Origin of the sequence: Mesorhizobium sp. M9A.F.Ca.ET.002.03.1.2 (assembly GCF_003952365.1) — a bacterium.
Lineage (GTDB): Bacteria > Pseudomonadota > Alphaproteobacteria > Rhizobiales > Rhizobiaceae > Mesorhizobium.
In genome coordinates this window covers 4,465,347-4,489,118 of record NZ_CP034443.1, presented here as the reverse complement: position 1 = coordinate 4,489,118, position 23,772 = coordinate 4,465,347, and the positions used below count along the sequence as shown (strand labels likewise).

Sequence of the window (23,772 nt, the reverse complement as noted above, 5' to 3'; positions counted from 1 at the left end):
GCAGCCGTAGCCGCGCTGCCCGGTCCGGTTTCGCAATCGCGTGGCGGCCGCTCGGGCGCCACCAGACCTCATGAGGAGCCGTCCCATGGCCGTGCAGACCGCCGCCGTTCAGCCGCGTCCGTCGATTCTGTCGCGGGGCCTGTCGGCCTTGTCCGAAAGCCGGAACGCACTTGGCTTCGGCTTCATGCTGCCGGCGGCGGCGCTGCTGCTGGTCTTCCTGACCTATCCGCTCGGGCTCGGCGTCTGGCTCGGCTTCACGGATACCCGCATCGGCCGCCCCGGTATCTTCATAGGCATCGAGAACTATCAATATCTGTGGGAAGACGCCGTCTTCTGGCTCTCCGTCTTCAACACACTGCTCTACACGATAAGCGCCTCGATCCTGAAGTTCGCGCTCGGCCTATGGCTGGCGCTTATTCTCAATCAGAACCTTCCGTTCAAATCGTTCTTCCGCGCGATCATCCTGCTGCCGTTTGTGGTGCCGACGGTGCTGTCGGCCATCGCCTTCTGGTGGATCTACGATTCGCAGTTCTCCATTCTGTCCTGGGCGCTTATGGAAATGGGCCTGATCGACCATCGCATCAACTTCCTCGGTGACCCAACAAACGCGCGCGCTTCGGTCATCGCGGCCAATGTCTGGCGCGGCATTCCGTTCGTGGCCATCACGCTGCTTGCCGGCCTGCAGACGATTCCCCAGTCGCTTTACGAGGCCGCCACGCTCGACGGCGCCAGCCGCTGGCAATTGTTCCGCCATGTGACGCTGCCGCTGCTGACGCCGATCATCGCCATCACAATGACGTTTTCCGTGCTGTTCACCTTCACCGATTTCCAGCTGATCTATGTGCTGACCCGCGGCGGGCCGGTGAATGCCACCCATCTGATGGCGACATTGTCGTTTCAGCGCGGCATTTCCGGAGGCCAGCTCGGCGAGGGCGCAGCGATCGCGGTCGCCATGATCCCGTTCCTGCTTGCGGCGATCCTGTTCAGCTATTTCGGGTTGCAACGCCGCAAATGGCAGCGAGGCGGCGGAGACTGACATGGCCACGATCAAAAAAACGAAACGTCCGGACCTCGACGAAGGCGGCATGGGCTACCTTCAGAGCCTGCCGCGGCGCGTGGTGACGGTCTATCTGCCGTTACTGGTGTTCCTGATCGTGCTGTTGTTCCCGTTCTACTGGATGACGATCACGGCGGTTAAGCCCAATCTCGAGATGACCGACTACGCCCATTTCAATCCGTTCTGGGTCGTGCATCCGACCCTGGAGCACATCCGCTATCTCCTCTTCGACACGTCCTATCCGGGCTGGCTGCTCAACACGATCATCATCTCGACTGCCGCGACATTCCTGTCGCTGCTGGCCGCGGTGTTCGCGGCCTATGCGATCGAACGGCTCCGGTTTTCCGGGGCGCGGCACGTCGGCCTGGCGATCTTCCTCGCCTATCTCGTGCCGCCCTCGATCCTTTTCATCCCGCTGTCGGTGATGGTCTTCAACCTTGGGCTCTACGACACGTCCTTCGCGCTGATCCTTACCTACCCGACCTTCCTGGTGCCCTTCTGCACGTGGCTGTTGATGGGTTACTTCCGCTCCATCCCGTTCGAACTGGAAGAATGCGCGCTTATCGACGGGGCGAGCCGGTGGCAGATCCTCACCAAGATCGTGCTGCCGCTGTCGGTGCCCGGCCTTATTTCCGCGGGCATATTCGCGTTCACCCTGTCGTGGAACGAATTCATCTATGCCCTGACATTCATCCAGTCGTCCGAAAACAAGACCGTACCGGTCGGGGTGCTCACGGAGCTTGTCCGCTCCGACGTCTATGAGTGGGGGGCGCTGATGGCTGGGGCACTGATCGGCTCGCTTCCGGTGGTCGTACTTTATTCGTTCTTCGTCGAGCACTACGTGTCCTCGATGACCGGCGCGGTGAAGGAATAGCGCCTGGCCGCAAACGCGCGGCCGGCGATGCGCCCCAAACCTGAAGCGATTGCCCTGGTGCTGCGGCACTATCAATACCGCATTGCCGCCGGCCGGCCGCCGCGCTATCTCAGGTGACCTTTTGCCGGAGCCTCCCATGCCCGAAATCGTCACCGCCGCCATGCTCGTCATCGGCGACGAGATTCTGTCCGGCCGCACCAAGGACAAGAACATCGGCCACCTCGCCGACATCATGACGGCGATCGGCATCGACCTGAAGGAGGTGCGCATCGTGCCCGACGAGGAAGACGAGATCGTCGCCGCAGTGAATGCCGTGCGTGCCCGATACACCTATGTCTTCACGACCGGCGGCATCGGCCCCACGCATGACGACATCACCGCGGATGCGATCGCCAAGGCCTTCGGCGTGCTGTGCGAATACGACGCCAAGGCCTATGCCATGCTGGAAGCGAGCTACGCCGCGCGCGGCATCGAATACACCGAGGCGCGCAAGCGCATGGCGCGGATGCCGCGCGGTGCCGATCATATCGACAATCCGGTGTCCATCGCGCCGGGCTTCCGTATCGGCAACGTCCATGTCATGGCCGGCGTGCCGTCGATTTTCCAGGCCATGCTCGACAATGTGGTGCCGACGCTGAAAGCCGGCACCAGAATGCTGTCGGCCACGGTGCACTGTCCGTTCGGCGAAGGTCTGGTCGGCGGACCGCTGGGCGACATCCAGAAGGCGCATCCGGATACGATCATCGGGTCCTACCCGAAATATGGCGACGGCAAGTTCTGGACGGAGCTGGTCGTCCGCGCCCGCAGCCAGGAAGCGCTGGATGCCGCCCACGCCGATGTCGAGGCGATGGTCGCTGGGCTCGCCAGCGCGGCCAGTTGATCCATGGCGCGGCGCGTCTGAAAGGGATCGATGCGACGCGCTTTAGGTTCTTGTTCTTATGCATGTCGCTGTCCCAAAACCGCTGCGCACTTTTTGGCGACATGCATTAGGCCGGAACCAAGCATGGCGCTGTAGCGTTTCTCGCGGGCGAGTTTCGGTCGCCGTAAAATGAGGGATTACCATGCGATTCAAGACCATTGTCGCCATACTGCAGAACGAAGAGGACGCGGAGCGCGTGCTTGAATGCGCGATTCCGCTTGCCGACAGGTTCCAGAGCCATCTCATCGGCATTCATGCCGAAGCGCTTCCCGTCCCCTACACTTCGGCCACCGGCTTTCCGGACACCGAGTTCCTGCAGGTTTCGGCCGACATGAACAAGGAGCGTGCCGAAAAATTGCAGGCGGTTTTCTTCAGGCATGTCGAGGATTCCGGCCTGTCCTTCGAATGGCGCAGCCTCGAGAGCTTTTCCGGCGACAGCGCGCTGACCGGCATCTCGACCGTTCGCACCGCGGACCTGATCATCGCCGCGCAGCGCGAACAGGGCGGCGATCCGAGCGCCGACGTCGACACGCTGGTCTACGATGCCGGCCGCCCGGTGCTGGTCGTGCCGCATTCGGGCCCGCTCGTCACCAGCTTCAAGCATGTGCTGCTCGCCTGGAACGGCAGCAAGGAGGCCGCGCGCGCCGCCTTCGACGCCCTGCCCTTCATCATCGAGGCCGAGAAGACGGATGTCGTCGTCATCGACCCGCCGGATACGCTGGACGAGGCGCCTGAGGCGGCCGGCGCCGAAATCGCAGCCGCCCTGTCCAGGCATGGCGCCACGGTCAGCGTCTCGGTGCTGCAATCGGGCGGCCTCTCGGTCGACGACGTGATCCAGACCAGGGTCGCCGAAACCGGCGCCGACCTGCTCGTGCTCGGCGCCTACAGCCATTCCTGGCTGCGCCAGCTTCTGTTCGGCGGGGTGACACGCACGGTGCTGCGCACCGTGCCGGTAGCGGCTTTCCTGTCGCGGTAAGTCGACAAGGGCCCAGGTCATAAGGGCCAAGTCCACAGGGATCGCCTGCCGCCGCCCTTGCCAAGGCCAAGGCTTTCCAGTTAATTCCGCGCGTTCCTTCAAGTGTCTGCGCGCGATCCCGCGCGCTGTGGAGTGCGCGAAAAATGTCCCTTCCCGAAAAGGCCTTTCCTGTCTCCTGGGATCAGTTCCACCGCGATGCGCGTGCGCTCGCCTGGCGGCTTGCCGGCGCCAGCCAGGGTCAATGGAAAGCGATCGTCTGCATCACGCGCGGCGGCCTGGTTCCGGCCGCCATCATCTCGCGTGAACTCGGCATCCGGGTCATCGAGACGGTCTGCGTCGCCTCCTATCACGACTACACCAGCCAAGGGCAGTTGCAGGTGCTGAAGGAGATCACGCCGGCACTGCTTGCCGACGACGGCGCCGGCGTGCTGATCATCGACGACCTCACCGACACCGGCAAGACGGCGGGCATCGTGCGCGCCATGATGCCCAAGGCGCATTTCGCTACCGTTTACGCCAAGCCGAAAGGCAGGCCGCTGGTCGACACCTTCGTCACCGAGGTCAGCCAGGACACCTGGATCTATTTTCCGTGGGATATGGGCTTCACCTACCAGAAGCCGATCGCCGACGACCACATCGGCTGATTCGCGGCAACCGTTTTTCCGGGACATGCCGGCGAGCACTTCTTGAAACAGTGCCGCGGCGCACGATATTTCCCGAATAAACGCATCTTGGCGTGGTTAACCAGCCCATATGAGGTTTTTTACTTTTATTGCTTATGATTAGCCGTAAGATTCGCGAGAGGGCGAATGATTCTGGAAGCTGGGGCAAGCTTCTCCGATGTTGACGAGGCCAGCAACGCACAACCATCTGGCCGAAAGGGTCCAGCGGCTCTTCGGCACGGCGCCGTGCCGCCTGCAGGTTGCCGCCCTGCCCTGGCGCGATACCGGGCAGGGCGTCGAGATCATGCTGATCACCAGCCGCGATACCGGCCGCTGGGTGCTGCCCAAGGGCTGGCCTGAGGCCAAGGAGCCGCTTTGCGAAGCGGCGGCACGCGAGGCGGCCGAGGAAGCCGGACTGCGCGGCACGATCTCCCACGTTGAAGCCGGCCGCTACTTCTATGCCAAGGCATTGTCCTCTGGCGAGGAAGTGCCTTGCGAAGTGCTGGTGTTTCCGCTGCAGGTCGACAAGATCGCCGACCGGTGGAAGGAAAAACGGGCGCGTACCCGCAAATGGGTCAGTTCCACCGAAGCCGTGCGCATGGTCAACGAGCCGGACCTTTGCCAGATCATCGCCTATTTCTGTGCCGACCCGCACCAGTTCTCCTGAGCGCAACATAGGGGCGGCGGACTTTCGAATCGAATCGAACCGCCGCTCAGATCTTTTCGAGCGTTTGCGCTGCCCCTCACCTGCCTGCCGGCCACGCATCCGCCGCGCGCGGCGGTGTTGCGTGCCACTTTCTATCCCCGTTATCCACATGTGTGACACACAAGATGTTGGGGGTCACAAAAGCTACGCAAACGAATCCTTGACGGCGTAAAACGAGTCGCCTTTTATAGGCCATGCGCTCCTGTTGAGAGCGCGACCGGAAAGTTCTGAGCCCGGTCTTTTTCCCGGATTATGTGCGTTTTGGCCGCATTTCCGCCTGGTTACGAGGCCGGCGGGAGCGTTGGGATTGTGGGGTCTTTTGGGGGCGAAAGGGAAAAATGTCGGACTGGAATAAATTGTCTGTTAACACTATATTTAGTGTTTGCAGGTAGGTTCGACGCTAGATAATGTGAAGTTCCCTCGATTGAGGGAGTCGCAAAAAGTTTCAGTTTTTGAGGGACCCGCAGGGTTCGTCGGCGCGTTGGACAGTTACTCCGCAAGGGGTTCGACCAGCAAAGCGGGCGGAGGCTGCGAAAAGGAGTCGGCCGTTTTCGAACGCCGGCAGATGGCGGATATGCGCGTTTCGCATTGGGGGCAGAAATCCCCCGGGAAAAGCGCTATATATAGACACGAAGGAATAGGGCCAATGCGCATCGAGCGTCGTTTCACCAAGCAAGGGCAATCAGCTTATGCGGAGATCGAATTCCGCAAGGCGCTTTCCGAGATCAAGAATCCGGATGGCTCGGTGGTGTTCCGCCTGGACAATATCGATGTGCCGGCGCAGTTCAGCCAGGTTGCCGCTGACATTCTGGCGCAGAAATATTTCCGCAAGGCCGGCGTTCCGGCACGACTGAAGAAGGTCGAAGAGAATGACGTCCCCTCCTTCCTGTGGCGCTCCGTTGCCGATGAGGCGGAACTGGCAAAACTGCCAGAGGCCGAGCGCTACGGCTCCGAGACCGACGCCCGCCAGGTCTTCGACCGTCTCGCCGGCACCTGGACCTATTGGGGCTGGAAGGGCGGCTACTTCAAGTCGGAGGAAGACGCGCGCGCCTTCCGCGACGAGCTCGCCTATATGCTGGCCACCCAGCGCGTCGCGCCGAACTCGCCGCAATGGTTCAACACCGGCCTGCACTGGGCCTATGGCATTGACGGTCCGAGCCAGGGCCATTTCTATGTCGACCCGTTCACCGGCAAGCTGACCAAGTCGAAATCTTCCTACGAGCATCCGCAGCCGCATGCCTGCTTCATCCAGGGCGTGCAGGACGATCTCGTCAACGAAGGCGGCATCATGGACCTGTGGGTGCGTGAAGCGCGGCTGTTCAAATACGGCTCCGGCACCGGCTCCAACTTCTCGTTCCTGCGGGGCGAAGGTGAAAAACTGTCCGGCGGCGGCCGCTCGTCCGGCCTGATGAGCTTCCTCAAGATCGGCGACCGCGCGGCGGGCGCCATCAAGTCGGGCGGCACGACGCGCCGCGCCGCGAAGATGGTCATCGTCGACGCCGACCATCCCGATATCGAGGAGTTCATCGACTGGAAGGTCAATGAGGAGCAGAAGGTCGCCTCGCTGGTCACCGGCTCCAAGATCGTGAAGAAGCATCTCGAAGCGATCATGAAGGCCTGCATCAACTGCGAAGGCCAGGACGACGATTGCTTCGACCCGGCGATCAACACGGCGCTGAAGCGCGAGATCAAGGCGGCCAAGAAGGACGGGGTGCCGGAGAACTACATCTACCGCGTCATCCAGTTCGCCAAGCAGGGCTACACCTCGATGTCGTTCAAGACCTACGACACCGACTGGGATTCGGATGCCTACCTCACCGTTTCGGGCCAGAACTCCAACAATTCGGTGTCGCTGAAGGACGATTTCCTGCGCGCCGTCGAGCAGGACGCCGACTGGCACCTCACCGCCCGCAAGGACGGCAAGGTGCTGAAGACGCTGAAGGCCAGGGATCTGTGGGAAAAGATCGGCTATGCCGCCTGGGCCTCGGCCGATCCGGGCCTGCATTTCAACACGACGATGAACGACTGGCACACCTGCGCCTCGGCCGGTGCGATCCGGGCGTCCAACCCGTGCTCGGAATACATGTTCCTCGACGACACGGCCTGCAACCTGGCCTCGATCAATCTGCTCCCCTACCGCAACGCGGACGGCACCATCGATATATCAGCCTACGAGCACACGGTTCGGCTGTGGACCATGGTGCTGGAAATCTCCGTCATGATGGCGCAGTTCCCGTCGAAGGAGATCGCCAAGCTCTCCTACGAATACCGCACGCTCGGCCTCGGCTACGCCAATATCGGCGGCCTGCTGATGACCTCGGGCATTCCCTATGATTCCGACGAGGGCCGCGCCATCTGCGCAGCACTCACCGCGATCATGACCGGCACCGCCTATGCCACCTCGGCCGAAATGGCCGCCGAGCTCGGCGCCTTCCCCGACTACGACCGCAACGCGCAGAACATGCTGCGCGTCATGCGCAACCATCGCCGTGCTGCCTATGGCGACAGGGACGGCTACGAGAAGCTCGCCGTCAACCCGGTGCCGCTGGTCGCCTCCGACCTGAAGCAGCCGGAGCTTGCCGCCCATGCCAGGGCTGCCTGGGACCGCGCCATCGAGCTCGGCGAGGAGCATGGCTACCGCAATGCGCAGGCGACGGTGATCGCGCCGACCGGCACGATCGGCCTGGTCATGGATTGCGACACCACCGGCATCGAGCCCGACTTCGCGCTGGTGAAGTTCAAGAAGCTGGCCGGCGGCGGCTATTTCAAGATCATCAACCGCGCCGTGCCGGAAGCGCTGCGCACGCTGGGCTATTCGGAGGCGCAGATCGCCGAGATCGAGGCCTATGCGGTCGGCCATGGCAACCTCAACCAGGCGCCGGGCATCAATCCCGGCTCGCTCAAGGCGAAGGGTTTTACGGACGACAAGATCACGGCGCTGAACGCAGCCTTGAAATCGGCCTTCGACATCAAGTTCGTCTTCAACCAGTGGACGCTGGGCGCGGACTGGGTGAAGGAGACGTTCGGCTTCACCGACGAGCAGCTCAACGATTTCTCCTTCGAGATGCTGCCGGCGCTGGGCTTCGCGAAAAAGGACATCGAGGCCGCCAACATCCATGTCTGCGGGGCGATGACGCTGGAAGGCGCGCCGTTCCTGAAGGCCGAACACCTGCCCGTGTTCGACTGCGCCAGCCCGTGCGGCAAGATCGGCAAGCGCTCGCTGTCGATCAACAGCCACATCATGATGATGGCGGCGGCGCAGCCCTTCATCTCCGGCGCCATTTCCAAGACCATCAACATGCCGAACGACGCGACGGTGGAAGACGCCAAGGGCGCCTACATGCTGTCGTGGAAGCTGGCGCTGAAGGCCAACGCGCTCTATCGCGACGGCTCGAAGCTGTCCCAGCCGCTCAACGCCTCGCTGCTTGCCGACGTCGAGGACGACGAGGACGAGGCGATCGAGCAGCTGATCGCGGCACCGGCGGCGGCACGCGCGGCACAGATCACCGAGCGGATCGTCGAGCGCATCATCGAGCGGGTGTCGCGCGAGCAGGAGAAGCTGCCGTCTCGCCGCAAGGGCTACACGCAGAAGGCCAAGATCGGCGGCAACACCATCTTCCTGCGCACAGGCGAATATGACGATGGCCGTCTCGGCGAGATCTTCATCGACATGAACAAGGAGGGCGCGACGTTGCGCGGCCTTCTCAACAATTTCGCCATCGCCATCTCGCTCGGCCTGCAATATGGCGTGCCGCTCGACGAATATGTGCACGCTTTCACCTTCACCAAATTCGAGCCGGCCGGCATGGTGCAGGGCAACGACGCCATCAAGAGCGCGACGTCGATCCTCGACTACGTGTTCCGCGAGCTCGCCATCTCCTATCTCGGTCGCAACGACCTCGCCCATGTCGACCAGTCGGACTTTTCCAACACCGCGCTTGGCCGCGGCATCAGCGAAGGCAAGACCGACGCCGTTTCCAAGGGCCTGACCCGCGGCGCCTCGCCGGTGAAGCTGGTGTCGAGGGTGAGCGGCAACGATCCGAAGGGTTTTGCCGGTTCGGGCTCGCCCGGTGCCCGCTCCGCGCCGACGGCGTTCTCCGGCTCCAACGTGCTGGCGCTGAAGCCGGCCAGCGACGAAGCCACCGCCTACAAGCGCGACTACGAGGAGCGGGCAAAGGAACTGATCGAGGACATCGCCTTCGAGGAGGCGGCGGGTGCAGCTTCCGAGGCCGCGGACGCCACGGCGGCACTGTTCACCGACACTGCTGCGAACGAAGCGGCCGAGGCGAAGAAGCTGGCCGCCGACCGCCGCGCCAAATCGCTGCTCCAGGGCTACACCGGCAATGCCTGCTCCGAGTGCCAGAATTTCACCATGGTGCGTAACGGGACTTGTGAGAAGTGCGATACGTGTGGGGCTACGAGCGGGTGTAGTTGAGGAACTGAGCTCAAAAAAACGTAACATGTTCGGCCCGGTCGTAAGATCGGGCTGAACCACGTTAAGCGTCGCGATCAGGCACGGATTTCCCTTCTCCCCTTGTGGGAGAAGGGAAGAGATGCCCTCAGTTCACGGCGCTGATGTTGCCCAGGCGGAGGAACAGCGTTTCGCCGGATGAATCGTCGACGCCGTCATTGTCGGTAGCGACGAAGATGTCGCCGTTCTTGTCGATGGTGAAACCTTCGACCTTGTCGACGACATAGCCGTTGGTGGCTGATTTCAGGTCGCCGATGATGTCGCGCACCAGCGTCTTTTCGACCAACGGCAGGTCGCCACCGAGCTTGGCCGGCTTGAAGGCGTCAAGCGCCACCGAATAGACGCGCTTCACCTTGGCCAGGTCGCCGATCTGGTTGTCGCGTTCGAGGATGTAGAGCTTGCCGTCATGCGCGGTGATCTCCGACAGGCCCATCCAGCCGGCTTCGGTCGCTTCGAGCGGGTAGCGCACCGCCGACCATTCCTTGGCCTTCGGCTTGTAGGCCAAAAGCTTGACCTGGCCCTTCGGATCGTCGGCCCATTCGCGCTGCACGGCCATCACCAGCGTCAGCTCGTCGCCCTCGCCGATCGTGGTGATGCCTTCAAGACCGAAGCGGGTCTGGTGGGCGAGCAATTCCATCGGGAAGCCGATCTCCTGCTTGATCTCGCCCTTGCCGTCGACGCGCAGGATGGCGTGCGGGACGAGCTTTGCCGGATCGCCTTCATTGGCCAGCCAGAAGCCGCCTTCACCGTCGGCGACAAGACCTTCGATGTCGAGCTTCTGTGCAGGGTGGCCGCCACGCGTGACGATGGTCTTGCCGGTGATCAGCGCCGGGGTCTGGGTGGCATCGATCTCGAAGATCGACGGCGCATTGGCGTAGAACGAGTCCGAAGCCGCGAAGAGCTTGCCGGCCGCGTCGCCGGCCGCGAGCGCCGAAAGCGCACCCCAGCCGAGCGGCGTGCCGTCCGCCGTGAGCTTTGCCGTGATCATCGGGTACGTGGCAGGACCCTCGGAGCGCTCGTAGACCATGACGTGCGAGCGGGCGAGCCCGTCCTCGACCAGGTCAGCCTCGTTGGCGGTGACCAGGAGATTGCGCGACGGGATCGCGACCAGGCCTTCCGGGCCGATGCCGGACGGCAGGATCTGGACGAACCGAGGCTCCGCACCCGTATCCTTGTAGACGCCGACGACGGAGCCACGTTCCGAAGCGACGAAAATCAGCCTGTCGTCGCCGAACGTACCGGCCTCGAGACCTTCCGGCTCGACACCCTTCTTGTTGCTGCGGGCGTCGGGATAATGGCCGGCATTGGCGACCTCGTACTCGAAGGACGGGCCGGATTCGTAGAGCACCTCGCCCTTCTTGCTGAAGATCGTGAAGCCGCGCGATCCGCCCTTGTAGTCGCCTTCGTTGGCGACGACGAGACGGTCATTGTCGAGCCATTTCACGGCGTCGGGTTCGCGCGCGACGTTCTCCATTTTGCCGTCGAAGGACAAGGCGCCGTTCTTCTTGGTGTCGATCTTGTCCAGCGTGACGGAGCCCGCGGAGAAATGCGTGACGACCGCGCCGGTCTCGGCGTTGACGATAGCGATGTGGTTGTTTTCCTGCAGCGTGACCGCGATCTCGCCGGCCTCGTTGAAGGCGACGAATTCCGGCTCCGGATCTTCCGCCGCGACTTCGGCAATGCCCGCCAGGTTGACGGTCTTCATCGTCGCGCAATCAGGCTGGCCTTCGGCAAGCGTGAATATCTTGAGGTCGCCCGCCGGCAGCTGCGGAATGTCTCCGTCGTTCAGATCCTCGTCGCGCTCGTTCTCGACGGCGATGGCCAGGAACTTGCCGTCCTTGCTGAACGCCAGCGAGTCCGGCTGGCCGCCGAGGTCGCAGGTGCTTTCGATCGCCTTGGAGGCAAGGTCGATGACGGTGAGGTTGCCCGAAGGGTTGGCTTTGCTCTCCGACGTGTTGACGCCGGCCAGCACCTTGCCGCCGATGGCCACAACCGAGGTCGGCTCGCCGTCGATCTTGACGATGCCGCCGGCCTTGGGCGCCTTGGGATCGGCGAGGTCGATGAAGCCGACCGCACCGAGCGGGCTGTCGGAATAGACCAGCGTCATGCCGTCCTCGGTGGCTGTGATGATCTCGGACGAAGTCGGCGTGGTCTTCTCGATGTCCGCCGGGAGGTTTCCGGCAACCGCGAAGCTCGCGACCCGGTTGAACATCATGTCGGCATGGGCCGGCAGCGAAACGGAGGCAGCAAGCGCTGCCGTCAGGACGAAAAGCGCGGAATGGCGGGGCACGGGTGGCGTCTCCTGTTCGAATGGAAGCCACCTGATTTGAGGGAACGACATTTCAAAGCGATGACGGATCCATGACAGTTCCGCGACAGGCCGTCGGCGTCCGTCGATATTCACATCATGCCGGCCTGCAAATAGCGGTTTGTGCGGCCGCGATCAGCGCTGCCTGCGGGGGCGAGCAGCTGGATGCGACCGCCCCGGAAGACGGGCCGAGCGAGCAGGCAAAGGCCGAGAAGTCCCTTCGTTATACACCGGAAGATGGAGGAATGCCCCTACTCCGCCTCGGCCACCATCTGCCGCCCGCCGGCCCAGTTCCGCCAGGCTCTCTCGTCGCCGTTGAAGACGTTGAGATCGATGCGGCCCTTCACGCCGTGCGACAGGCCGGAGCCGGAATACTGCCAGAACAGCCATTTGCGGCCGGGGTAGACCTTTGACGGGTGCTTTGCCACCGCGCGCAGCCAGAACGGATAATCGGGGAAAGCGCCGCGCAGATTGGCGCGGTAGAAGTCGGGCGCGGTGTAGATGATGGGCCGCTGGCCGTAGTGGCGTTCCAGCTTGTCCATGAGCACCTGCATCTTCTCCAGCACCTTTTGTCGCGACGGCCGCCGCTTGCAGCTGGATTCGCCGTTCCATTCGACATCGATCACCGGCGGCAAGGCGCCCTCGACCCTCGGCACGTTGCGGATGAACCAGTCGGCCTGCTCGCCGGCGGTGCGGCACCAATAGAAGAAATGATAGGCGCCGCGCTTCAGGCCGGCGGCGTCGGCATTGCGCCAGTTCTTCCTGAACATCGGGTCGAGGTGGTCGCCGCCGTCGGTCGCCTTGATGTAGGCGAAGTTCGCGCCCTGCGCGCGCAACTTACCCCAGTTGACGTTGCCCTGCCAGCGCGAGACGTCGACGCCGTGAACGGCGAGGTGCCTGGGCGAGGCCTTGCCGAAATTGATCGGCTTGGCGTCGCGAAAACGATAGCGCCGGACCGGCTCGGCGAGGATCGGTGCTGCCCGTGCGATCCGCTTTGGCGCCACCAGGGCAATCGGCTCGGCGGTTGGTTCGATGCTTTCCTCGGGCTCTGGAGTGGCCAGCGCCACGGCCTGCTCCATAGTCTCTTCCTGCGCGAAGGCGGGCTGCGCGAAGGTGGGCTGCGCGAAGGCGGGTGCGGCATCGGCCGCGCCGACCGAGGCCACCGGCGCCGGCGGCCGCACGATCGAGTTGGTCGTCTCGCTGGACGGAATTTGCAGCGCGTCGACGCCGGACGTGGACGTGCAGCCGGCGAGGCACAGGGATGCGATCGAGAAGATGACGACGCCTGGTAACCGCATCTGGACCTGTACGCAAAACACAACAGACCGATGGCAAGACAACGCCGCCGGACAAACCAGTCCAGATTACTAACGGGAAATTACCAACAAAGGTTGAATCAAATTGTTAGGGAGTCTTCGTCGAAACGATGGCGCCCCGGTGACACCAATCTCCCCACCGGTGGGGGAGATGTCCGGCAGGGCAGCGAAGGGGATCGCTGACCCAGCCGCTTAGCTGCACAACCATAGCTTGTCGCAGGTCTTGGCTATCATGTGGGCCGGAGGCACAAAGCGATCGCTGACGGGGCTGACCGGCGCATCATCTTTCGCCCGGCGAACCTTTTCTTCGAGCATCGTGCGAAGCTCGGCCGGCTGCACGCGATCGCGCTCCATCACGAGCTTGACCATGGGATCGCTCAAAAGCTCGTCCAGAGTGTTGATTCTGTCGCTCATCCGTCGCCTCCTCGACTGCCGGCCCGCACGCAATAGATAGGTGGCAATGATGGCTCGCCAATGACGCTTTGTCGGCTATCTCGTGTCCCGGATGAAAAAAATCGGGCGCGCCTTGCGGCGCTTCAGTACGGCGGCGGGGCGCCTTCATATTGCGGCAGTCCGTCGTCGAGCTGTATCCAGGGCTGCCTCGAGGCGGTCCACATATGCATCTGCGGCTTGAACATCGAAGGGTCGTCGAGCGAGCCTGAGGTGATGCCGATGATGCCGGCGGAATCACGCCGGGAGAACATCGTCGTGCCGCAGCCCGGGCAGAAGCCGCGCTTGAGATCGGGCGAGGAATTCACCGTCGCCACCGGCCCATCGATGGTCACGTCGTCGATGCGGAACAGCACGCGTGCGTTGAACGCCGCGCCCAGTGCCTTCTGGCAAAGCCGGCAATGGCAGACGCGCTCGTTGATCGGTGCGGCATCAGTGCGGTAGCGCACCGCTCCGCATAGGCAGCCGCCTTGATATTTCGCCATACCTGCGCCCCTTTTTGAAGATTGACGGCAAGGTAGCTGCCGGCATGGCAGCGTCAATTGAAAAGCTTTGATGGCGCCATCTGTTGGCGTGATGCTGCAGGCGGGACTTGCGATGCGATTTCAGCAGCCGCGCCTTGTCGTCCTCGTCAGGCGCGACGCGCAACGAGCGTCGCCGGCCATCTCGCGGGATACGGCCGGCAGGTGATTGTCAGGCGGTCAGTTCGTTTCGCTGACGATCTCGTCCCAGGTCTTGACCTTGGTCTCGCCATTGAGGAAGGGCAGTGCGGCGGCTGTCAGTTCCGGCGCGAAGAACACGTCGTAATGAGTGCGGTTCGGCAGGATGGCCAGGCGGTTCTGCGACAGGTTCTCGCGCATCCAGCCGGCGTCCTTCAGACCGCCGCCGAGCATCTGGTAGAACTTGATCTCGTGCTCCGGCCGGTACATGTCGCTATCGCCGAAAGCCAGCATGACAGGCATCTTCAGCTTCGGGACGTCGGCGGAATAATCGTAGTCCTTGCGCATATAGGCGCCCAGTTGATCGAGCAGCTTCGGAAAATCCTGCGGATGCGGCGCCACCGCCACGTAGGACTTGTACATCGGCGTGCCCTTCATCATGTCGGCCATCGCCGCGCCGACCTGCGCCTGCTGGGCGCGCATGTCGGCATAGAAGCCGTCCGCGGCATAGCCTGTCGAGACCAACACCAAGCGCCGTACGGCTTGCGGATGCTGGACGGCCATGCGGAAGGCAATGCCGCCGCCCAGCGAATAACCCAGGACATCGACCTGCTCGTAGCCGAGCGCCTTGACGATCGCCGCCATATCGTCGCCCATCGCCTCCAGGCTGAATGGCCGGTCGCCGAGCGCGGTGCGGCCATGCCCCTGCAGATCGACGCCGATGACGGTGCGGTTTTCGGCAAACTTCGGCAGGATCGGCGCAAACATATCGGTGGTGCCGAGCCCGCCATGCAGGAGAAGCAGCGGCTCGCCCTGGCCATAGACGGCGTAATAGTAATTCAGGCCGTTGATCGGCAGCAGGCCGGATTTCGCCGGTTTCGGCAGAACCGTCGTCTCAGTGGTCATGGCGGGCTTTGCCTCCTCGGCTTTGGTGGTGCCCGGCGCGGCGAAGAGCGCTGCGGCCGAGGCGAAAATGGCGAAAAACATCGATCTGGACATATCGGTCTCCCCTTTTATCCCGCTGGCATCAAAGCCCCTTGGCGATTTCCTCGAGCTGGTCGGCGCACTGGCCCCAACCCTCGTGAAAGCCCATCTTCTCGTGCTCTTCGCGATCGGCGACGGACCAATGCGCAACCCGGGCGACGTAGCGGGTCTTGCCCTCGCCCTCATCCTCGAAGGTCAGCACGACCGTCATGAACGGCTTTTCGGACGGCTCCCACGCCTTTGTGTAGGCGTCTGTGAGAACGATCTTCCTGCCTGGCACGACTTCGAGAAAGATACCGGGGTTCGGGAATTCCTTGCCGTCGGGTCCCGCCATGACGACCAGGCTGGAGCCGCCGGTGCGCACGTCCATTTCGGCGCGCGGCGTCGTCCACGGCTTTGGCGCGAACCACTGCGTCACGAGCTTCGGCTCGGTCCAGCAGCGATAGACATTCTCGCGCGGCGCATCGATGATGCGGGCAAGAACCAGTTCGCGGTCGGAGCTGGGGACGATGTCGAGCTTGGTGGTCATGGTGGTCTCCTCACTGTTGATTGGTTTCGTGCCTAGGACGAAGCACGAGAGCGCGGGCCGACACCGCCAACGAAAAAATGTCGACAACATCCGTATTTCACGTCGATCTGCTAGAGCGCTGCTGGGGGGATCTGACGGGTCGGAGGCCTGTTGTTGGGCAGCCAGGATTCCGTCGTTCACTTCGGTGAAGCCTCCGCAACTTCGTCATCCCTGGGCGAAGCAGGAGCGAAGCTCCGTCGCGGAGACCCTGGGATCCATTCCGTGACCTTGGCCGAAGGAGGCAGCGGTGCACAATTCTGCGCCGTAGCAGTGCTTTGAAGTCGCGGCATGGATCCCGGGTCTGCGCTGCGTCGCTTCGCTCCTTGCTCCGCCCCAGGATGACGAAATGATGGACGCTTCCACTAATCGCCAACGCATGCATCACCTCAAAGCAAGTGACCCAAGCCTTTCGCGCCTAGGAACCAGGTGGCGCCCGGGAGCGTCAATGGCGCCTGGCTTGCACCAGATAGGCGTCGATATCGGTCTCGCCGAGCCACTTCGCCGCTTCCAGCCGATGCAAGCCTTCGACCAGGACATGACGCTTGCCGTCATGGCGCACCTGGATCGGCGTCTTCATGCCGTTTTCCAGAATGTCCTCGGCCAGGTGCCGGACGGTCTCGGGATGCAGCGTCTTCCGGCGCGCGGTCGGCACGTAGATGTCGTCCACCTTGACTTTTTGCACTCTCAGCATGTCGGCTCCCGCAGCGGAAAACACCGCCCTCCCCTTGAGATAGTCCGTTTGGCGAAGAGGGCCAAGAGCGTCCTCAACCATCGTAAATGCGATCTTCAAGCGGCGTCGCGGCTATCAGGGCCTGCAGCCCCGAGAGCAGCGCTTTTTCGGCGCGATTCATCGTCTTGTCGGGATTGACCAGCAGGAAGATGTCGATGGCGGGCGGCGCTTGATAGGGCGGCAGCCGCCACAGCAATCCGTCGGCGACATCGCGCCGCGCGACATGCAGCGGCAGCGGACCGATGCCGAGCCCGGCAACGATCATGCGCCGCACCTCCTCCAGGCTCGAGGATACACCGACGACGTCGGCGTCGAGCTTGGCCTCGCTGCGCAGCAGCGCAACCGGCCGCAAGGCATCTGAAATATGGTCGGTCTGGAACGATACGGAAGGCTCGCCCCTGAGATCGGCCAGCGTCAGGCCGGCTCGCCCGTAGAGCCTGTGCCGCGGCCCGCAAAAGAAGCCGAAGAATTCGCGATAGACCATAGTGTATTCGAGCGTTGGATCGCGCTGGCTGACCAGACAGACACCGAATGAGGCGCGACGCTCCCGCACCTGCTTGGCCACTTCGGTGCTGGCCGCGACCGAGATTGTAAGGCTGGCGCGCGGATAGTCGCTGTGGAACTGCGACAGCGCGCGGTCGAACAGCGGCGAGACGACATGGCTGGCCATCGCGATGTTGACATGGCCGGTGACATCATCGCTTACGCCCCGCATCAGCAGCGGCAATTGCGATATAGTGCCAAACACCTCGATGCTCTGCTCGTAGAGCAGGCGCCCTACTTCGGTGAGTTCGAAGCGCGTGGCATCGTGCTCGATCAGCCGGCGTCCAACTCGATCCTCCAGCCGGCGCAGGGCATTGCTGACGCTTGGTTGTTTCAGATTGAGCCGTTCGGCCGCGCGGGTGATGCTCTTCACTTCCGCGATCACCACGAAAGTTCGCAGAAGATTCCAGTCCAGATCCCAGACCAGCCTTTCGGGGCGCGGCGAAGCCATTCCTGATATCTATGCTCTCTATTTCCATTATCTATTTGCGCAATGCTACCGCAAAGACAATCATGAAATCCGGACAGCACCTCGATGCGTCCCAAAAACAAGACTTCGCGCTTCCATCCAGAGGACAAGAACCAGATGAACAGACTATTTTCCGGCATTGCGGTCGCAGCCTTGCTGCTTGCCTCGGCCTTCACAACAGCTTCGGCCAAGGCCGAGGACCTCGAGAAGATCAAGGCGGCGGGCGAGCTGAAGATTTCCATGAGCGGGCAGTATCCGCCCTTCAATTTCGTCAACGACCAGAACGAGGTGGTCGGCTTCGACGCCTCCATCGGCAAGGCCATCGCCGAGCGCATGGCCGTCAAGGGCACCATCATCACGACAGCCTGGGACGGCATCATCGCGGGCCTGCTCGCCAACAAATACGACACCGTCGTCGGCTCCATGACCATCACGCCCGAGCGTGAGAAGGTGGTCGATTTCGTCGGCCCGTACTACCACGCCGGCCGCGCGGTTTTCGTGAACGAGGCCTCCAAGGTGCAGAGCCTCGACGAGCTGAAGGGAAAGACCCTTGGCGTCACGCTCGGCGAGACGCATGAGAAGTGGGCGCGCGAACAGGGCGGCTGGGATCTCCGCACCTACAAGGGACTGCCGGAACTGATGCTGGAGCTGAAAGCCGGCCGCGTCGACGCCATTGTCGTCGACAATATTCCGGTCATGGTCGCCATCAAGGAAACGGGTGAGAAGATCCGCAGGCTCGATACGCCTGATATCGAAGGCGGCAGCGTCGCCATCGGGATCGCCATACGCAAGGACAATCCGGAGTTGAAGGCTGCCATGCAGAAGGCGCTGGACGACATGATGGCGGACGGCACCTACGAGAAGATCTCGATGGAATGGGTCGGCAGCGACATCCGCTGATCCCCAAGGGCTTCCTGGCGGCCAGGGCCGCCTGAAGCCGAGCGCTACTCCTGCTGGGCTATTCCATGGATTTCTCCCTGATGCAGCGCGTCTTCCCGTTCTTCGTGGAAGCTGCGTTGGTGACGATCGAGATTACGGTGCTGGCCCTGATCCTGGGCCTTGCGGCTGCGGCATCGGCCGCGGCCGCCAAAATGTCGAGATCCGCAACCCTGCGGGCAATCGGCACGCTCTATGTCAGCCTGTTTCGCGGCACGCCCTGCCTGATCCAGCTTTTCGTGCTCTATTTCGGCGGCCCGCAAATCGGCATCAATCTGGAGCCGTTCGCGGCGGGCGTGATCGGCCTCGGCCTCAACATCGGTGCCTATATGGCGGAATCGATCCGTGGCGCGGTGGCGGCTGTCGATCGAGGCCAGACAGAGGCTGCGCGCACAATAGGTTTCAGCCGTTTCCAGACGCTGCGCAAGGTCGTGCTGCCGCAAGCCGCGAGGCTGATGATACGGCCGCTCGGCGTCAACACGGTGGCGCTGTTGAAGGGGTCGGCTCTGGTGTCCACCATCTCGGTGGTGGAATTGACCTACACGGCCCAGCGCTTCATCGGCTCCACCTACAAGCCGTTCGAGATCTTCGGCGTCGCGGCGCTGCTCTACATGATCATGGTTTACGCCGTCGCCCGCATCGTCGACATGCTCGACAAGCGCTTCGCAATCGTCTGAGCGGAGAGCGCGATGCAAGGTCTCGATTTCACCGTCGTCCCGCCCTACTGGGACCTTTTGTTGATTGGCGCCTGGTGGACCGCGCTGCTCACGGTCGCGGCGGGAGCACTCAGCTTCGTCTTCGGTATCCTGTTCGCGGTCACAGTGCTCTACGCGCCGGCGATCGTCGCCTACCCCGTGCGCGTCTTCATGTGGGTGTTCATGGGTACGCCGCTGCTGCTGCAGCTCTTCCTGATCTATTTCGGCCTGGTGCAGATCGGCATCGACATCCCTGCCCTCGGCGCCGGCATCGTCGGACTTGGCCTGCATTTTGCCGTCTACAATGCGGACGTCATCCGCGCGGGCATCGCGGCCGTCGATGTCGGCCAGACCGAAGGCGCGCGCAGCATCGGCTTCGGCAAATGGCAAACGCTGCGCTACGTCGTGATACCACAGGCTATCCGCAACACGGCTCCGCCGATCGGAAGCAACCTGATCGCGCTATTGAAGGAATCGTCGATCGTCTCTGTCATCGGCATCGCGGAACTGGTTCATTCGGCCCAACTGGCGATAAGCGAAACGTTCCGGCCGTTCGAGTTCTACATCACGGCGGCGGCACTCTACTATATTCTCAACCTGGTGCTCGAGGCGGCTTTGCATCGGTTTGAAAGACATGTGGAGGTTTCCCGATGAGCACGCAGCGGCCAATGGTCGAGGTTCGCGGCGCGCGCAAATCGTTCGGCGCGGTCGAAGTTCTCAAGGGCATAGACCTGTCGGTCGAGCGTGGGCAGATCGTGGCGATCATCGGGCCGAGCGGCTCCGGCAAGAGCACGCTGCTGCGTTCCATCAACCATCTTGAGGCGTTGAATGGCGGTGAAGTCTGGTTGGACGGCGTGCTGGTCAACCAGCCGCTGCATGGCCAGGCCTTCGAGCGGCACATCAACAAGGTGCGCCAGCAAATGGGCATGGTCTTTCAGCACTTCAACCTGTTCCCGCATCTGACCGTGCTCGACAATGTCACCATGGGACCGGTAATCCTGAAAGGCATGACGAAGAGCGAGGCGCACGCGCTTGCGCATGGCCTCTTGTCCAAGGTCGGGCTGGCCGACAAGATCGATGCTTATCCCTCGCGGCTTTCAGGTGGCCAGAAGCAGCGCGTGGCCATTGCCCGCGCGCTCGCCATGCAGCCCAAGGTGATGCTGTTCGACGAAGCCACCTCGGCGCTCGACCCCGAACTCGTCGACGAGGTCAATGCGGTGATGAAACAGCTCGCCGCCGAACACATGACCATGCTGATCGTCACGCACGAGATGCGCTTCGCCGGCGAAGTGGCCGACCGGGTGCTGTTCGTGGACGGCGGCGTGGTGGTGGAGGAAGGTCCGCCGGCCGAGATGTTTCGCGCTCCGCAAAAGGAGCGGACCCGCACATTTCTGAAGAAATATCTTTCCGCGTGAGCCAAACCATGAACAGCACGATCGACAAGTTCCCCGATTTCGGCCTGACGCCGCACCAGCGCCGGCAAGCGGTGCGCGGCCATTATTACGAATGGCCGGGCATGGATGGCGAACGCGGCGAGATCTGGTGCTACAGCGACCGTTTTTCATACCGCCGGGGCGAGACGGTGGCTCTGCATGTCAGCTCGACGGCCTCCAGCTTCGGCATGGCGATCGTCCGCGACGGCGGCGAAGAGACGCAGGTGTTCGAGAAGGCTGGCATCGCGGCGCGCTGGCAGGATACGCCCGACCAATGTTCGGTCGTAGGCTGCGGCTGGGACGCGTCGTTTGAATTCCGCGTCGGCGACGACTGGCCGTCCGGAGCCTACCGCGTCACGCTGACGGCGGATGGCCGCGACGGCAAGCCGATCCGCTGCCACCATCTTTTCATCGTCAGCCCGCCGTCCGGCAAGAAACGCGGTCGTGTGCTGCAGGTTGCCGCCACGGGCACGTGGCTTTCCTACAACACCTGGGGCGGCTCGAACCATTATCAGGGCATCACCGGCCCGAACCGCGACCAGTATGCGCCTGAAGTGTCGACGCAGCGGCCATGGTGCCGCGGCTTTGTCGTGCTGCCGAAGGAGGCGCCGCGCGTGCCGCTCGAGGTCGCGGTGCCGCCCAAAACCGTGCCGCGCTATCCGCATATGGAATGGGCCTTCGCCACCGGCCATTCGAAGAAATACGCCTCGTCCGGCTGGGCAAGCTATGACAGCCACTTCTTTCGCTTCGCCGAGCGTGCCGGCTATGCCGTCGACCTTGCCAGCCAGCACGAATTGCATTTTTCTCCCGATATCCTCGACGGCTATGACTGCGTCGTCTTCGTCGGCCACGACGAATACTGGACCTGGGAAATGCGCGACGCGGTCGACGCCTATGTGACACGCGGAGGCCATGCGGCGCGCTTCGCCGGCAATTTCATGTGGCAAACCAGGCTGGAGGACGAGGGCCGCCGGCAGGTCTGCTACAAATACCGTGCGCGGGCCGAGGATCCGGTCTACCGAGGCGGCGACGTGACCCGCGCCACCAATTCATGGGAAGCGCCGGAAATCGGCCGGCCGGGCGCCACGACCTTCGGGCTCAATGCGACCAAGGGCCTCTACGCCGGCTGGGGCGGCTGCGCGCCACGCGGCGTGCGCGGCTTCCCGGTCTACCGGCCGGAGCATTGGGCGTTTACCGGCACAGGCATCTATTATGGCGACCTGCTCGGCGCCGACAGCCACGTCTATGGCTATGAGGTCGACGGGCTCGACCATGAAATCCGCGGCGGCCTGCCCTACCCCGCGCCTAACAGCGGCGCACCGGATGGGCTGCAAATTCTCGCCGTCGGCATGGCTGCCCAAGTCGAGGAAAGCGCCGACATTGCGTTCGAGGACCAGTTTCTCGGTGATGCGGATGGCCGCTTTTCCGCCGAGACGCTGTTTGGCGAGGCAAGCGATGCCAATCTCGACAAGGTCAAGCGCGGCAACGGCATGATCGTCAATTTCCCGCGCGGCAAGGGCGAGGTGTTCCACGCCGGAAGCTGCGAATGGGTCGCCGGCCTGCTAAGGCAAGACGCGATGGTCGAGCGCGTCACAAAAAATGTTCTCGACCGCTACCTTGGAAAGCCCTGACATGCTGAAATCCCAGACCCCTGCCCCGGACACCGAGGCGCGCCCGCCCTCGCATTTGTTCTATTTGTCCAGCTTGCGCCGGCCGCTGGTCGATCGCGCCGAAGGCATCTATATCTGGACGCAAGACGGCCGCCGCTTCATCGACGGATCGAGTGGACCGATGGTGGCCAACATCGGTCATTCCAACCGCAACGTACTCGATGCGATGAAGCGGCAGATGGACCGCGCCACCTTTGCCTACCGGCTGCATTTCGAGAACGAGCCGGCCGAGGATCTCGCGCGGCAATTGGCCGCCAAACTCCCCGAAGGCATGGACCGGATCTTCTTCGTCTCGGGCGGCTCGGAAGCGACGGAATCCTGCATCAAGCTCGCCCGGCAGTGGGCAGTGGCGACAGGCCAGCCCAAGCGCTGGAAAGTGATCACCCGCTTTCCCTCCTATCATGGCGGCACGCTTGGTTCGCTGTCCGTCACCGGCGACGACGCCTTGGCCGAAGCTTTCACGCCGATGATGCAAGTCATGCCGACCGTGCCGGCGCCTGCCGCATGGCGCGACCGCGACAACCTCTCGATGGAAGAGCGCGGCATCCGCTACGCCGACATGCTGGAAGAAAAAATCCTCGCCGAGGGACCAGAAAGCGTGCTCGCCTTCATCATGGAGCCGGTCGGCGGCGCTGCCACGGCGGCGCTGGTAGCGCCGGACAGCTATTACCCGCGCATCCGCGAAATCTGCGATCGCCACGGCGTCCTGCTCATCCATGACGAAGTGATGAGCGGTGCCGGCCGTACCGGAAAGTTCCTCGGCGGCGACCACTGGAACTGCAGGCCCGACATCGTCGCACTGTCGAAGGGACTGGGGTCTGGCTATGCGCCACTCGGTGCGCTGGCGGCGCCGATGCGGCTGGTGCAGCCGCTGCTCGCATCCGGCGGGTTCCAGCACGGCCATACCTATGCCGGTAATCCGTTCGCCTGCGCCGCCGGGCTCGCCGTGCTCGGCGAAATGGACCGTCTCGACCTGATCGCCAATGCGGCTGCCATGGGCGACCTTTTGATGGGCGAGTTGAAGGGACTGGCGAAGCGGTTTCCGTTCATCGCCGACGTGCGCGGCAAGGGTCTGCTCCTAGGTGCCGAAATGGTCGCCGACCCAGATACGCTGAGGCCGATCGCACCGGCGAAGAAGGCCACCCAGCGCCTACTCGACCTCGCCTATGAGCGCGGCCTGATCATCTATGGGCGGAAGGTCAAGGGCGGCGTCGATGGCGACAATTTCATGGTGGCGCCGCCGATGATCGTCACCGCCGAGCAGATCGGCGAGATCGTCGCCATCATCGGCGACTCGCTGCAGGTGCTGGCCGGCGAGCTCGACCTGCCGGTCGAAGGCTGAAAAA

The 23,772-nt window shown here is 63.0% G+C and carries 21 protein-coding genes; 13 read left to right on the top strand and 8 right to left on the bottom strand.

The window, feature by feature from the left end; all coding sequences use genetic code 11:
* Positions 1-85 precede the first annotated feature (85 nt).
* The 7 genes from EJ066_RS21610 to EJ066_RS21580 all read left to right on the top strand — a co-directional run bounded on the left by EJ066_RS21610 (position 86) and on the right by EJ066_RS21580 (position 9,629).
* Positions 86-1,036, top strand: coding sequence for a sugar ABC transporter permease (locus EJ066_RS21610; protein ID WP_126041480.1), 951 nt, complete (start codon positions 86-88; stop codon positions 1,034-1,036).
* A 1-nt stretch (position 1,037) separates the two neighbouring features.
* A complete protein-coding gene (locus EJ066_RS21605; protein ID WP_126041478.1) occupies positions 1,038-1,931 on the top strand; it encodes a carbohydrate ABC transporter permease in 894 nt (297 codons plus the stop codon).
* Between the two features lie 136 nt (positions 1,932-2,067).
* Positions 2,068-2,811: a competence/damage-inducible protein A gene (locus EJ066_RS21600; protein WP_126041475.1), complete on the top strand. Its 744-nt coding sequence runs from the start codon at positions 2,068-2,070 to the stop codon at positions 2,809-2,811.
* A 181-nt stretch (positions 2,812-2,992) separates the two neighbouring features.
* A complete protein-coding gene (locus tag EJ066_RS21595) occupies positions 2,993-3,826 on the top strand; it encodes a universal stress protein (RefSeq protein ID WP_126041473.1) in 834 nt (277 codons plus the stop codon).
* A gap of 143 nt (positions 3,827-3,969) precedes the next feature.
* A complete protein-coding gene (gene gpt, locus EJ066_RS21590) occupies positions 3,970-4,470 on the top strand; it encodes a xanthine phosphoribosyltransferase (RefSeq protein ID WP_126041471.1) in 501 nt (166 codons plus the stop codon).
* Between the two features lie 196 nt (positions 4,471-4,666).
* A complete protein-coding gene (locus EJ066_RS21585) occupies positions 4,667-5,155 on the top strand; it encodes an NUDIX hydrolase (protein ID WP_126041469.1) in 489 nt (162 codons plus the stop codon).
* 685 nt (positions 5,156-5,840) lie between these two features.
* Complete coding sequence (locus EJ066_RS21580; RefSeq protein ID WP_126041467.1) at positions 5,841-9,629, top strand: vitamin B12-dependent ribonucleotide reductase; 3,789 nt, start codon at positions 5,841-5,843, stop codon at positions 9,627-9,629.
* A 124-nt stretch (positions 9,630-9,753) separates the two neighbouring features.
* Here EJ066_RS21580 and EJ066_RS21575 read toward each other — a convergent pair whose 3' ends face one another.
* From EJ066_RS21575 to EJ066_RS21540, 8 genes are all read right to left on the bottom strand, one after another.
* Entirely contained in the window at positions 9,754-11,955 is a 2,202-nt protein-coding gene (locus EJ066_RS21575) for an esterase-like activity of phytase family protein (protein ID WP_126041466.1), read from the bottom strand.
* A gap of 269 nt (positions 11,956-12,224) precedes the next feature.
* The gene (locus EJ066_RS21570; RefSeq protein ID WP_126041465.1) at positions 12,225-13,271 is read right to left on the bottom strand and encodes a GH25 family lysozyme; all 1,047 of its coding nucleotides are present in this window, start codon (positions 13,269-13,271) and stop codon (positions 12,225-12,227) included.
* Between the two features lie 210 nt (positions 13,272-13,481).
* Positions 13,482-13,703 (bottom strand): hypothetical protein, encoded by a 222-nt coding sequence (locus tag EJ066_RS21565; protein ID WP_126041464.1) that lies wholly within the window; start codon positions 13,701-13,703, stop codon positions 13,482-13,484.
* A 122-nt stretch (positions 13,704-13,825) separates the two neighbouring features.
* A complete protein-coding gene (locus tag EJ066_RS21560) occupies positions 13,826-14,224 on the bottom strand; it encodes a GFA family protein (protein WP_126041463.1) in 399 nt (132 codons plus the stop codon).
* Between the two features lie 216 nt (positions 14,225-14,440).
* Entirely contained in the window at positions 14,441-15,397 is a 957-nt protein-coding gene (locus tag EJ066_RS21555) for an alpha/beta hydrolase (protein ID WP_126041462.1), read from the bottom strand.
* A gap of 28 nt (positions 15,398-15,425) precedes the next feature.
* Positions 15,426-15,911, bottom strand: coding sequence for an SRPBCC family protein (locus tag EJ066_RS21550; RefSeq protein WP_126041461.1), 486 nt, complete (start codon positions 15,909-15,911; stop codon positions 15,426-15,428).
* 481 nt (positions 15,912-16,392) lie between these two features.
* A complete protein-coding gene (locus tag EJ066_RS21545; protein ID WP_126041460.1) occupies positions 16,393-16,641 on the bottom strand; it encodes a ParB N-terminal domain-containing protein in 249 nt (82 codons plus the stop codon).
* Positions 16,642-16,714: 73 nt separating this feature from the next.
* Positions 16,715-17,674 (bottom strand): LysR family transcriptional regulator, encoded by a 960-nt coding sequence (locus EJ066_RS21540; RefSeq protein ID WP_126041459.1) that lies wholly within the window; start codon positions 17,672-17,674, stop codon positions 16,715-16,717.
* 135 nt (positions 17,675-17,809) lie between these two features.
* On the opposite strand from EJ066_RS21540, the gene EJ066_RS21535 reads away from it, so the two are divergent.
* The 6 genes from EJ066_RS21535 to EJ066_RS21510 all read left to right on the top strand — a co-directional run bounded on the left by EJ066_RS21535 (position 17,810) and on the right by EJ066_RS21510 (position 23,768).
* Positions 17,810-18,592, top strand: a complete 783-nt coding sequence (locus tag EJ066_RS21535; RefSeq protein ID WP_126041457.1) for an ABC transporter substrate-binding protein — start codon at positions 17,810-17,812, stop codon at positions 18,590-18,592.
* Between the two features lie 65 nt (positions 18,593-18,657).
* Positions 18,658-19,305: an amino acid ABC transporter permease gene (locus EJ066_RS21530; RefSeq protein WP_126041455.1), complete on the top strand. Its 648-nt coding sequence runs from the start codon at positions 18,658-18,660 to the stop codon at positions 19,303-19,305.
* 12 nt (positions 19,306-19,317) lie between these two features.
* Positions 19,318-19,977: an amino acid ABC transporter permease gene (locus EJ066_RS21525; protein ID WP_126041453.1), complete on the top strand. Its 660-nt coding sequence runs from the start codon at positions 19,318-19,320 to the stop codon at positions 19,975-19,977.
* Positions 19,974-20,738, top strand: a complete 765-nt coding sequence (locus EJ066_RS21520; protein WP_126041451.1) for an amino acid ABC transporter ATP-binding protein — start codon at positions 19,974-19,976, stop codon at positions 20,736-20,738. The genes EJ066_RS21525 and EJ066_RS21520 overlap by 4 nt, the downstream gene beginning before the upstream one ends.
* A gap of 8 nt (positions 20,739-20,746) precedes the next feature.
* Positions 20,747-22,387 (top strand): N,N-dimethylformamidase beta subunit family domain-containing protein, encoded by a 1,641-nt coding sequence (locus tag EJ066_RS21515; RefSeq protein WP_126041449.1) that lies wholly within the window; start codon positions 20,747-20,749, stop codon positions 22,385-22,387.
* 1 nt (position 22,388) lies between these two features.
* Positions 22,389-23,768 carry an aspartate aminotransferase family protein gene (locus EJ066_RS21510; protein WP_126041447.1) on the top strand — a complete coding sequence of 460 codons (1,380 nt, stop codon included), beginning with the start codon at positions 22,389-22,391 and terminating at the stop codon, positions 23,766-23,768.
* Positions 23,769-23,772: the final 4 nt, after the last annotated feature.